Annotated in this window: 14 protein-coding genes and 1 pseudogene; 5 read left to right on the top strand and 10 right to left on the bottom strand. The window is 47.2% G+C overall.

The features are described 5' to 3' along the window. The 3 genes and pseudogenes from AT710_07375 to AT710_07365 form a co-directional block, all read right to left on the bottom strand. Positions 1–641: pseudogene (locus AT710_07375) on the bottom strand. A 126-nt stretch (positions 642–767) separates the two neighbouring features. Beyond that, positions 768–1,808, bottom strand: a complete 1,041-nt coding sequence (locus AT710_07370; GenBank protein ID KUO91159.1) for a translation factor Sua5 — start codon at positions 1,806–1,808, stop codon at positions 768–770. Positions 1,809–1,828: 20 nt separating this feature from the next. Continuing rightward, positions 1,829–2,218: a PaaD family metal-sulfur cluster biosynthetic protein gene (locus AT710_07365; GenBank protein KUO91161.1), complete on the bottom strand. Its 390-nt coding sequence runs from the start codon at positions 2,216–2,218 to the stop codon at positions 1,829–1,831. A 238-nt stretch (positions 2,219–2,456) separates the two neighbouring features. On the opposite strand from AT710_07365, the gene AT710_07360 reads away from it, so the two are divergent. After that, a complete protein-coding gene (locus AT710_07360) occupies positions 2,457–2,834 on the top strand; it encodes a hypothetical protein (protein ID KUO91158.1) in 378 nt (125 codons plus the stop codon). Here AT710_07360 and AT710_07355 read toward each other — a convergent pair. Further along, a complete protein-coding gene (locus AT710_07355) occupies positions 2,831–3,628 on the bottom strand; it encodes a stationary phase survival protein SurE (protein ID KUO91157.1) in 798 nt (265 codons plus the stop codon). The two genes, AT710_07360 and AT710_07355, sit on opposite strands and share 4 nt — an antisense overlap. Before the next feature lie 113 nt (positions 3,629–3,741). On the opposite strand from AT710_07355, the gene AT710_07350 reads away from it, so the two are divergent. Then, positions 3,742–4,140: a translation initiation factor IF-5A gene (locus AT710_07350; protein ID KUO91156.1), complete on the top strand. Its 399-nt coding sequence runs from the start codon at positions 3,742–3,744 to the stop codon at positions 4,138–4,140. 21 nt (positions 4,141–4,161) lie between these two features. Here AT710_07350 and AT710_07345 read toward each other — a convergent pair whose 3' ends face one another. The 3 genes from AT710_07345 to AT710_07335 all read right to left on the bottom strand — a co-directional run bounded on the left by AT710_07345 (position 4,162) and on the right by AT710_07335 (position 6,862). Beyond that, positions 4,162–4,389 (bottom strand): hypothetical protein, encoded by a 228-nt coding sequence (locus tag AT710_07345; protein ID KUO91155.1) that lies wholly within the window; start codon positions 4,387–4,389, stop codon positions 4,162–4,164. Positions 4,390–4,395: 6 nt separating this feature from the next. After that, complete coding sequence (locus AT710_07340; protein KUO91154.1) at positions 4,396–5,448, bottom strand: hypothetical protein; 1,053 nt, start codon at positions 5,446–5,448, stop codon at positions 4,396–4,398. Further along, positions 5,426–6,862: a cysteine--tRNA ligase gene (locus tag AT710_07335; protein KUO91160.1), complete on the bottom strand. Its 1,437-nt coding sequence runs from the start codon at positions 6,860–6,862 to the stop codon at positions 5,426–5,428. Before AT710_07335 ends, AT710_07340 begins: the two co-directional genes overlap by 23 nt. A 109-nt stretch (positions 6,863–6,971) precedes the next feature. Between AT710_07335 and AT710_07330 the strand changes: the two genes are divergently transcribed. Then, complete coding sequence (locus AT710_07330; GenBank protein KUO91153.1) at positions 6,972–7,511, top strand: hypothetical protein; 540 nt, start codon at positions 6,972–6,974, stop codon at positions 7,509–7,511. Here AT710_07330 and AT710_07325 read toward each other — a convergent pair. From AT710_07325 to AT710_07315, 3 genes are all read right to left on the bottom strand, one after another. Beyond that, a complete protein-coding gene (locus AT710_07325; GenBank protein ID KUO91152.1) occupies positions 7,494–9,287 on the bottom strand; it encodes an ATP synthase subunit A in 1,794 nt (597 codons plus the stop codon). The two genes, AT710_07330 and AT710_07325, sit on opposite strands and share 18 nt — an antisense overlap. Beyond that, complete coding sequence (locus tag AT710_07320; protein ID KUO91151.1) at positions 9,284–9,880, bottom strand: hypothetical protein; 597 nt, start codon at positions 9,878–9,880, stop codon at positions 9,284–9,286. Before AT710_07320 ends, AT710_07325 begins: the two co-directional genes overlap by 4 nt. Before the next feature lies 1 nt (position 9,881). Further along, complete coding sequence (locus AT710_07315; GenBank protein KUO91150.1) at positions 9,882–10,181, bottom strand: hypothetical protein; 300 nt, start codon at positions 10,179–10,181, stop codon at positions 9,882–9,884. A 177-nt stretch (positions 10,182–10,358) separates the two neighbouring features. Here AT710_07315 and AT710_07310 point away from each other — a divergent pair, with 177 nt between their 5' ends. After that, on the top strand, positions 10,359–10,892 hold the full coding sequence (locus tag AT710_07310; protein ID KUO91149.1) for a nicotinamide-nucleotide adenylyltransferase: 534 nt from the start codon (positions 10,359–10,361) through the stop codon (positions 10,890–10,892). 73 nt (positions 10,893–10,965) lie between these two features. Further along, positions 10,966–11,526: a hypothetical protein gene (locus AT710_07305; GenBank protein KUO91148.1), complete on the top strand. Its 561-nt coding sequence runs from the start codon at positions 10,966–10,968 to the stop codon at positions 11,524–11,526. Positions 11,527–11,608 lie beyond the last annotated feature (82 nt).

Below are 11,608 nucleotides of genomic sequence, written 5' to 3'. Positions count from 1 at the left end.
ATCATGAAGTTGCTCGTCGTGGTGCTAACCTTCATGGGGAGATTCATGGCCCAATCAAGCCCAAGAACCTTGAGGGCCCCGCTGCCAATACCCAATAAACCGCTGATGACGCCGGCGAAAAACATGATAACCTCACCCAACCACCACCTAACACCCCAGTACTCTATTGTTCGCCCAAGCGCAGCATCGTGATACTCCCCATGCAGCTTAAATACCTTAGTAGTCCAATCCGGTGGACGCGGCTTAGGTATCTCATACTTGCCCCTTTGAACGGTGGGTATTATGCTGGTTAATAGAACCACGCCAAACACTATATATATGACCCACGCCAAACCATGGGAATAAATCCAGCCCGCGCTCAGTGATCCAACTATGGCGCCGCTGCTCGTGGCCACCTCAAGCCCCATTCCTATGCGCACATTAGTTATCTTATCCTTTATATAGGCGCTGGCGGACCCGCTTGATGTGGCTATCGTTGATATCAGGGATGCACCGGTGGCGTAATAAATGGGAACCCCAAGGAAAAGCACCAATAATGGAGTCAAGACAGTGCCGCCGCCTAGACCAGTTAGTGAACCAATTAAGCCTGAGAATATGCCTGCAATCAGTATCTCCACGAATCTCAGAATGATGCCTAACATGTTTAGATTCCCTTTAACGTAAATATTTTAAGTTTTTCCAATGTGGTGGCCCTGGGGCCCTCGTTGGTTTCCTCAGGATCATGATCCAATTAATGCCGCTAGATCATGATCAACAATCACGCAGGCTCAGCACCTAACTATATTGAATCCGGAGGCTTTTCTTAATCTATTCATTATGGCTAACCCAATGCCGATTTCGGGGAATCCCTCCGCCACGGCTGCATCAACTCCCAATTCATCTACGCGCCTCAATGAATCGAATAATTGCCTAGCCACGCCGTAAAGATCATTCCTGCTCCCTATATTTATCAATTCGACGCCACTATATGAACCGCAGGTCTCGCTGCTGCATATAACGGCGATCCTCATTCCTTTGCTTCGAAATTCATCAATTAATTTACTAGCTAGTTTAACCATATAATCCACATCATTGCACTCCACTAAGGTAACTGGCTTTAATGGAGCGTAGTGCCTATACTTCATTCCAGGGGCTAATGCTGCATCGGCCTCTCGAATTCCCCTCGCAAATTCCGGTACCTCTATATCGGGGAAAAACTTACGCAGCTCCTCTAGAGTGAAGGGGCCTGGGCGAAGCAGTATTGGGCGGCGACCCGTGAAGTCTATAATAGTGGATTCAACCCCGAAGTAAGTGTCCCCTCCATCTATTATGACATCCACCTTACCCATCAGGTCATGAATTACGTGATCGATCCTCGTGGGGCTTGGCCTACCCGATAAATTCGCGCTGGGGGCCGCAATTGGCCTAGATCCTCGTATTAAGTCCAATGCTACTGGGTGGGCCGGCATCCTGACTGCCACTGTTTCCCGCCCCCCAGTGGTCTCCAGGGGCACTGTGAGCGATTTCCTGAGAATCACTGTGAAGGGGCCGGGCCACACCTTGCGTAGAACATCGTAAAGATGGGGCGGCACATCGATGGCTACATCACTTAATTGATCGAGGGATGCTATGTGAACTATGCTTGGATTATCGGATGGACGCCCCTTAACCTCATAAATCCTCCTCACCGCGGTGGAATTAAAGGCGTCAGCGCCGAGGCCATAAACGGTCTCCGTTGGGAAAGCCACTAAACCGCCTCGAAGTATGGCGTTAATTGCGGGCTCTAATTCATGCTTGCCGCTGGCGGCGCGTATAATGATCGTCTCCATTATAATCACGCGTTAATTATTCACTGGCCTTGGGATTGTTGTTGAAGCCATTGCTCCACAATATCGTATCCATATATTGCCTTAAACATTTCCCTCCCCATCTTAGTCATCCTCAACGGCGTCCATGGAGGATCGAACACTACCTCGACATCTATATCCTTAGCCTCAGGCACTATTGATTGAAGAGCGCCGCCAACCGAGTAACCGAGGTCCTGGGATAATGGACACCCAACAGCTGTCAGCGTCATCCTGATTATTAATTTATCCCCCTCCATGGATACCTCATATATGAGGCCAAGATCATATACATCAATCGGTATCTCCGGATCATATACATTCCGCAATGCATCCACGATCTTGCGGGCCCGTTCCTGATCTAGATTAGTCTTAAAGTTTATTTCATCGGACAGTGACTCCGCCATATAGCTTCACGACAGAGTCACATAGATATCCATTTAAAAATCTATTGCAGCTAGTTAAATTAATCCTTCCAACCTCCTCGCCTTAATGGGGTCGCCATCTCAAAATTTAAATAATCAATTCAACCTAGGTATTAGATGCTGAGGGTTTGCAGCACTGATCATGATGACTCTGCTGAGGCTTAGACTATGGGAAAAAATTTATCCTCAGCTAATGCAATTATGATTTATGGATAAGTCGCTAGTGAATGAGGAGGCCCATGGATTAGTGATATCGAAGGCTGAGCACCTAATTATTAAGCAGGCAATATTGAATTACTTGAGGACTGGTTCCCCGGATGATTTATCCCTTCTCCTCAACTTAATCGAGCTTCATTTAGCGAAGGAGGAGAGACTCCATGTATTGGAAAGCAAGGAGCTTCGCTTACTGCATGAGAGGAATAAGGAACTCTTCGTTAAGGGATCCATTGATAAACAATTAATGGCGATGATGATTAGGGAATTCATGAGGCACGATGATGAATTAAATGAAGAGATTAAGGCTAAGGATTGTGGCGTGGACATGGAAATAGAAAAAGCAATGAAGACGCTATTAATGAATGCCTAAATCCATGAAGCAATTGCGGTATTTATTGCATCTATCAAGTCATGCAAATCATCATGCGTATTACACTTATTCGCATTTAGATCCAGGTAAAGGGGAGTCACGGCTATGTTTTTCTCGACATTAACGACATAAACATCCGTGCCCGGCTTAGGGTTTCTTTGCTCGCCGTAGAGCCAATAATACTTGCCGCCGCGTGGATCAACCCGTTCATCCAGGTACTGCTCATACCTGAAGCGCGCGGCCTCCGCCATTTTGGCCACAGTGCTTTTCGAGAATGTAGATGGGAAATTAATGCTCAATACATCGACTCCCCTAGGCATTCCCCTCCTCATGACATAGTTAATCACTGTTCTCGCGAGGGGCTCAATGAAGGGCGAGGCGGCCTCTAACTCGCCTGTTGTTGACACGGCGGCGGAGAACGCTATTGCGGGTACTCCAATTAATGCTGCTTGTGCGGCTGCCCCAATTGTACCCGATGATAGTATTACCTGTATTGACGTGTTATCGCCTATATTGACGCCGCTAATGGCTATATCTATCTTGCTGGCAACCTTTTGGGCCAGATATATTATATCGGATGGCGTTCCATTAGTTGACCACATGCGTAAACCATTAACGTTGATCTCCTCTATGCGGAGAGGCTTATGTAGGGTTATGCCTAATCCGCTTGATGACTTAGGGGTCTCCGGCGCTATTATTATGGGATTACCCAAGGGCTTCACGGCATTATAAAGTATCTTGAGGCCTGGACTATATATCCCATCATCATTAGTTATCAATATATTGGCTTCCATTCATGTTTGAGAAAAAAGGGGAATTAAATGCATTCCCTAAACAAGCCAGGCGTTTAATCGTTATGGATATAAAAATTTAAAAACAATGTATTGATTGGGGTGATGATATCGTTATGTCAACTAGACCAGCAGAGGCAGGAGAGATAAAGGAGGGCTCATATGTGATGATAGATGGAGAACCATGCAGAGTCGTCGAGGTCGAGAAAAGCAAGACGGGGAAGCACGGCAGCGCCAAGACTAGGATAGTGGGGGTCGGCATTTTCGATAATGTGAAGCGAACCCTAATACTGCCCGTGGACTCCACTGTTGAAGTGCCGGTGATAGAGAAATTCACATCGCAAGTAATAGCATTAACGGGTAACTCAGTTCAATTAATGGATTTAAGGGACTACTCCACGTTTGAGCTTAACCTGGACTCAGTTGAGGAGGATATCCGGGGCAGGCTTGAGTCCGGCATCCAAGTAGAGGTTTGGGACATAGCTGGCCGAAGAAAAATAACCAGAACACGATAATTCATTGAAAGAGAAATCAAGTCACGCCGTTTGTTGAGTTTTCTCAAACTGAATTAAGTCATCGCTGAATTTAATTATTCCGCGCTTATGTAACTCCCATAGCTCATCAACTATGCGGGGCCTAGCTTCATCCTCATTCAGCTGAGTCCCGCCCTCCCTTAATTGCGCGATCACCATGTTGACGAATTCGACCGTGGACACCTTACCAGTGACCTTATTTAGGGCCTTAATCACCGCGTCGCTAAGCATGATTTATCACTTAACTTCAATATTTGTAAATCTTTTGCATACATGCCGTATGGGGCACTTATCACACTCAAGCTTGGAGCAATAATTCCGACCTATATCCGATGCCCCCTTCTCATACAGCATTGAGTCGCGCGCAGCCTTGACGGTGTCCCTCACTATTGGAACCACTTTACGCATCTTATATGATGTCACTCCCTGCCGCAGCCTAATCATCATTAACCTGGTTCGTTCATTATCTACCGCCAGAAAGGCGCCGCTCCTTAGGGCGACAATGGCGGTATACATGTCGACCACCGGATCATACTTGAGGTTCTCCTTTCTTATTATGATTTTCCCGGCGAATGGCACATTAGTCTCATGACCTATTATCCTGGTGAGGAGACTAAGCGTCTTGGTTCTGTGCAGGGATGCCTTATCCGGCATGAAGTTTCTTAAGAAGTCCTTTAAGTCCCTATACCTACCGATCAACGCGACTCGCTTCACCAGGGTTGACTTAACTAGTCTATTCATTGAGACCGCGAAGTTACTTAATGCAGTGCCTAAATCATCCCGAGAAGCACCGACTCTATCGCTGATAATTAGCGTGAATTTCCTGGCCCTCTTCCAGGTTGGTTCCTCCAGGAAAGGCATGAGGTCACCATACATGTCCCGCATGGCTGAGTAAATCAAGCTGTACTTAGGCCTCTCTATGGTGGCTGACACCGATGAGGATAAGACCAAGTATCTGAGAAGCAGCTCTGATCTCGGTATATTATCATAGTCCGAGACTAAGTCTATTAATGACACGCTCCTGCTTTTTCTATATCGCTCACTGAAGTTAATGAAGGCTTGACGTATCTGGGGAACAATGTAGGACAAGTCGCTGGGCAAGTACTCCAGCGCAGTCTCCCTTGCCTGCGCGCCGTATCTCGTGGTCTCCTCCAACACTCTTAATGCTTCTTCCCGTGTTTTATCTATCATTGCAAGCANCTCATCATATAGATATGGCTTAATAAAACTTAAGCTAGAGAAGAGGAACCATGATGCACTGCCATTTTCATCGAAGCCTTTGCCTATCAACGAACCAGTAAGTCCTTTTACCGGCATCATTAAGCATTATTCCCATGTCCTCCAGCCTCCTCCTTATCTCGTCCGCGGCCTCGAACTGTTTAGCTTCCCGTAATTTTTGCCTAATGGTTACCATTACATTAATGGCATCGACCAGCCTCGGTGGAAGCATTGTTTTATTGAATATGCCGAATATTTGGCCCACATAACTCAATACATCCATCATGCTCGATAATGCGTATCTAGATAATTTGTCGCCCCTATGAAGCACTTGTGAATTCACGTAATTAGATAATGCCACTAAGCTCGAAACTGCCTGGGGCGTATTCATATCATCATTTAAGGCCTCCTCTATCTTAATCATGTGATCGATCACTATTTTCATGNCCTCATCATCGGCCCCACCCTCATCCTTAGCCTCATTCATTAATTGAATAACATAATCATAACTGGCGTATAGACCCCTTAACGTTGCTTGAACGGACTCTAGACCATCCATTGTGAATTCCATTGGTTTCCTGTAATGAGTCATCAAATAATAAAGCCTGAGGGCCTCGCCATCGAATTTGCTTAATGCTTCCCTAGCAGTTATGACGTTGCCCAGCGATTTACTCATCTTCTCGCCGCCCATGGTGACGTAACCCACATGCATCCAATAACGAGCGAAGTACTTCACGCCAAATGCTATCCTCGCTATCGCCACTTCATTCTCATGATGCGGAAACACCAGGTCCTGGCCGCCGCCATGAAAATCAAAGGGCGCACCCAAGTACTTCGTCGACATGACCACGCACTCCAAGTGCCAGCCAGGTCGTCCTGGGGACCAGGGACTGGACCACCATGGCTCGCCCTCCTTCCATGCCTTCCATAGAGCGAAATCAAGGTTGCCTCGTTTCCCCGGCTCCGGCTCCACTCGCGCCCCCGCCTCTAGCTCCTCAATTTTTTGACCGGAGAAGTCGCCGTACCCAGGTACCTTGCTTATATCGAAGTATACGGAGCCATTCGCTATGTACGCCGCGTTTTTCTTTATTAGCATATCTATCCATTTCAGCATGTCGCCTATGTTATCCGTCACCTTGGGATATGCGTAAGCCCTCTTAACGTATAACGCATCGATCACGTTGAAGTACTCCTCCATGTAACGCTTGGGAACCTCGTACCACCTCTCTATCGCATCATCCCTGAACTCCTGCTTGGCTTTATCTATTATCTTGTCATCTATATCGGTGAAATTAGTGACGAGGCGAGCGTCTAGTCCCAGGTACTCTAGGTATCTCCTGAATACATCGAAAAACACTATTGTCCTAGCGTGACCAACATGCATTGAGTCCTGGGGAGTTAAGCCGCATACGTAGCCTCTGGCTAATCCNGCCTTTAGGAGCGTCATCTTCTCCATGGACTTCGTTGCAGTATTATAAACTCGAATAGGTAATTCAAGCGCCCCAGTGTACTTATCCTTGCTTATTCCATACAAGTAGGTCCCCAATGCATTCATTTACACGCATTTTAAAAAGCTTTGCAATTTCATATATAGCATGAATCGGGTGGAGGCGGCTTTATTGGCCATGCTGAGCATTCACGATGGTTCAGGGAGATACTACTTAGCTAAGCTAAGCGGCTTAGGGGAGGGCTTCATTAGGGATCGACTCAAGGANCTCCGGGAACAGGGACTCATAGCAACGAAGAGATCGGGGAATTATTTGACAGATAAGGGAAGAGAGGAATTGAATAGGTACTTGGCCAACCTCGGCATAAGCAAGTTATCCGCCATTGATCTATCCTCGATCTTTAAAGATAAGTACCTAAGCTGCTTAATTGCCGNCACTAAGAGAAGCATTGACGACGTGGTTCGCGCGCGGGATGAATTGATCAGGCATGGATGCAAGGCCGCCATAATAATGCGCAATGAATGCGATGAAATAGCGATACCGATGACCCCATTTAAGTTAAGGGACTTAAACAATGAATTAAATCAACGCTTAAAGGATATATCCAGCTGCGGCGACACATTAATTGGGGTATGTGGAGATAATGAATTCATTAACATTATGGCTATACTAAGCACTCCTAGTTGATTGCTTCTTAAGCGACTCTATGCTGCTCGTTAATTCCTCGTCATACTTTATCAGCATCTTGTAATCCTCGTTCTTCACCTCCATTCTAAGCCTAGGCAACCTCCTCGCTATCTCCATTTCCCTCAATGCATTGGCCGGGACGCCGGCCTTAATAGCATCAAGGCCCTTGCGATAGAAGTCAACCAACACCTTAAGAAGCCAGTACTGCTTCGGCGGAAGCGAGTGAACATCAACTGGGTTATATGAGTCCTGCTTCAAGAATCCCTCCTTAATCATGTAGGCGGAATTCAACATATGCTTCTCGCTTTCGCTTAAAGCCTCCACGCCAAGTATTCTAACTATTTCCTGAAGCTCGGCTTCACGCGTTAANACCGACATTGCCTCATTCCTTATTTGAACCCAGTCCTCCGCAACCTTGGTCCTATACCACTCGGCAATGGTATCCACGTACCTACTAAAGCCCCTCAACCAGTTTATCGCTGGGTAATGCCTGGCATAAGCTAGGCTAGCGTCGAGAGGCCAAAACGCGCCAATGAACCTCAACGTGTGAGACGTAACTGGTTCAGTGAAGTCACCGCCAGGCGGACTCACGGATGCCGCTATGGTTAATGAGCCCTCGCCGCCGCCCATTAGCTTGACTCTACCGGATCTCTCATAGAACTCAGCAAGCCTCGTTGGGAGGTAAGCGGGGAAGCCCTCCTCAGACGGCATCTCGCCTATCCTTAGCGCTACTTCCCTCATTGCCTCTGCCCAACGCGAAGTTGAGTCAGCCATCATTAGCGTATCGTATCCTTGATCCCTGAAGTACTCCGCTATGGTTGCGCCCATGTATATGGATGCCTCCCTCGCCGCAACAGGCATATTGGAGGTATTCACTATTATGGTTGTCCTCTCCAATAGGGGCCGACCAGTGTTTGGATCCTTCAGCTTCAAGAGTCCCTGTAATGCGTCGGCCGCTTCATTACCCCTCTCACCGCAGAGAACGGGTATGCCGAACTGCGTCTCCGCATACATCATGAGCGTCCTTATAGTAACTGTCTTGCCGCTGCCGAAGGGACCCGGAATCGCAGCGGCTCCCCCCTTGGCTATCGGGAAAATGGTGTCTATAACTCTANCCCCCGTTATTAATGGATCGCTGGGAGGCATTTTCTCCTTGAATGGACGCGGAACCCTCACGGGCCACTTGTGCCACATCTTAACCTTAATCACATCGCCGCCCCCCACATCGATTTCGGCTACAGTTTCATCTATTGCATAATCACCCTCATTAGCTATGTACTTCAGCGTTCCCCTCCTGTTTCCGGGAAGCGGGGGATACATTATCCTGTGCTCTATTAATGGCGTTTCCTGGNCGACCCCAATCACTTGACCCGGCTCCACAGCATCGCCGATCTTCAACTTAGGCTGGAATCTCCATTTTTTGCCGAAGTCAAGGGGGCTCGCCTTATCATAATTGATTCCCCTTGCTATGAATGGGCGGCCCGTGGCATCATAGATTAGCTTAAGNGGCCTCTGGACTCCATCATATACTTGGCCTATTATTCCGGGTCCAAGCCACGCGCTCAGCATTTCTCCCGTTCTATTAACGGGCTCGCCCGGGCTTAGGTTGGTGGTGTCCTCATATACTTGGATGAAAGCGACATCGCCCTGGATTCTAACTACTTCGCCGAATAACCCCATGCCGCCGACGAACACTAGCTCATATAATTTAGCTCCAGGTAATTCGGCCTTCACCACTGGACCATTTATTACGAGTACCTTACCGCTTTGGCTCACTTGTTATCCTCCTCGACGATCTTTTCGATAATGTTTTTAATGTTTTCACTCAATAGGGATAGAATTGAGTCCAGCGTCGCATCATATGTTATGGAACCATCCATGCTGCTTGCCTTGAATCCAAGCATGTCCTCAGGCCCGCTCTCCAACGTTAATGATAACCCCTTCTCGGCGCCTATGGCTCTCAGCACATCCATGTCCTTCGGGGAACATGTTAACTTTACCTCGTTTGACTGAATCACTTCAACCGCATTGTTAAGCAATGATCTTAATAAGTTGGCGTATTGAGGAGTGTTTCGCCTCTTCATTACCTCGCTCCTAACGCTCGATAAAACATCGCCGTATATATCATTGATTAGCTTCAGCCTCTCCGATTTANGCTTAAGTGATGCCTCATACATTTCCTGCTCTAATTTTAATTGGGCAGCCCTATCGATGTCCCTAGCCTCATCCCTATNCTTGGAAGTGAGGGAATCAAGGAATCCCGATATGTCTGCCTCCAGCCTCAGGTTAAGATCTGTGGACCAAGCATCCAAGTCGTCCCGAAGCCTTTTAAACACGTCCTCTATTAGATTAGTTACTCGATTACTCATACTACATCCCTAATGCTGTTCTCAGTGTTTTTAAGTAATCTATTGGCCTATACTCCGTGCCCTCAAGCGATGGAAACTCCATCAGCAGCGGCACGCGTCGCCGCTCCTTTATCTTGTTAACCTGCTCCCTAATGCTATCCATTATGGAGGACGTTATGAATATGCCGGCGGTATCCGGATCATTCAGGTAGGAATCGATGAGCTTCATGGCATCGCTGGGCGACTTAACCACATACCCCTCTATGCCCAGCAATCTGAGCGCGGTGACGGTCTTCTCATCGCCCACTACTATTACTTTCATCAAATTCCACGAATTATTCGTATATTTTAAGCATTTGCCCATAGAAGCCGATAATCCAAGCCAATGAGGAGAGACCTATTTATTGCCTCCACATTACGTGGAGGACCTCATTAATTGAGCCGGGAAGATTGGCCAACATGGAAAAAACTTAATTCCCTATAATTATGGGTCTATGCAATGCGTGGAGTATTCATAGGTAGATTCCAGCCTCCTCATTGGGGACACGTGAAGGCGATTCAACATATATTGGGGGAAGTAGATGAATTGATAATCGTGGTTGGGTCAGCGCAATTCAATTATTCTGAGAAGGATCCATTCACTGCAGGAGAACGAATACTGATGCTGCGGGAGGCAATGAAGGAAGTCAATATAGATCTAGGCAGGTTAATAATGATACCGCTTAATAACACGGAGAATAACCACTCATGGGTGAAGTACCTCGAGTCATATATACCTCCATTCGACGTGGCATATACAGGTAATCAATTCGTCGCCATGCTTCTACGAGGAGCAGGGTACAGGGTGGTTCAGCAACCGCTCTTCTCCCGTGAAATCTATGTCTCCACCCTGATAAGGGAAAAAATCCTTAAGGGAGACGAAACCTGGAGAAACCTAGTTCCCGCATCCGTCGCTAAGATACTGGATGAATTGGATGCATCGAATAGATTAAGAGTAATAGCCAGCGGCGAGGCAGAGCCCCAGAAGTGGTGATGTGGAAAAATAGGCGATTCATCTTGCCTTTGAAACTCAAGATTTATAATATGCAAGGGCCTTGGGGAATCGAATGTTAATAATCGCCGCACTAATTTCGTTAGTAATAATCACCGTGCTGATAAAATCATATGATGGAGAGGCGACAATCATGGCGTGGGTAGCCGGCCTAAGATCGCCGAGAAAAGGCATGGAATTGCTAACCAAATACGGTAGATTACCTTTCTGGTCACTAATCACTATCATTCTAATAATTATGGGACAGTATAGGGCCGCTGCATCGCTGGTAATTGTGGTAGCATCATCAATACTTTTTGGGAGAACCATTAAGGAATTGGTGCGGAGACCAAGACCCTACGAGAAGCTGCCTCTTAATGCAGTTAGGGCCAGCGGATCATCGTACCCCAGCAATCACTGCTCAGTCGTATGGGGCGCCGCACTATTCACCGCATCACTGCTTGGCCCCCTATGGGGAGTCCCTCTAATCATTGAGGCGGGCCTGGTATCGATCTCCAGAGTATTATTATTGGCTCATTACCCAAGTGACTGCATTGGGGGATTCTTGATAGGAATCATTACTTGGAGACTCGGCTTAATCGCTTACCACTCGCTTGCTGGATTACCCATTATCTAACCCATAATGAGGCAACGCTACTGGCCTATATCCCTGCCTTAAGGGGCGAGGTTTATTCCCTAATCAAGCGTTCGGTAACTGC

The sequence above is a fragment of the Thermocladium sp. ECH_B genome (genome assembly GCA_001516585.1).
Classification (GTDB): Archaea; Thermoproteota; Thermoprotei; order Thermoproteales; family Thermocladiaceae; genus Thermocladium.
The sequence above is the reverse complement of the archived record's forward strand: the minus strand, read 5'-3'. Positions and strand labels throughout refer to the sequence as shown.

Bases quoted from the DNA above. Each gene is read 5' to 3' on its own strand.
- AT710_07370 (KUO91159.1), bottom strand. From the start codon at position 1,808: ATGGAGACGATCATTATACGCGCCGCCAGCGGCAAGCATGAATTAGAG.
- AT710_07360 (KUO91158.1), top strand. From the start codon at position 2,457: ATGGATAAGTCGCTAGTGAATGAGGAGGCCCATGGATTAGTGATATCG.
- AT710_07355 (KUO91157.1), bottom strand. From the start codon at position 3,628: ATGGAAGCCAATATATTGATAACTAATGATGATGGGATATATAGTCCA.
- AT710_07350 (KUO91156.1), top strand. From the start codon at position 3,742: ATGTCAACTAGACCAGCAGAGGCAGGAGAGATAAAGGAGGGCTCATAT.
- AT710_07345 (KUO91155.1), bottom strand. From the start codon at position 4,389: ATGCTTAGCGACGCGGTGATTAAGGCCCTAAATAAGGTCACTGGTAAG.
- AT710_07315 (KUO91150.1), bottom strand. From the start codon at position 10,181: ATGAAAGTAATAGTAGTGGGCGATGAGAAGACCGTCACCGCGCTCAGA.
- AT710_07310 (KUO91149.1), top strand. From the start codon at position 10,359: ATGCGTGGAGTATTCATAGGTAGATTCCAGCCTCCTCATTGGGGACAC.
- AT710_07305 (KUO91148.1), top strand. From the start codon at position 10,966: ATGTTAATAATCGCCGCACTAATTTCGTTAGTAATAATCACCGTGCTG.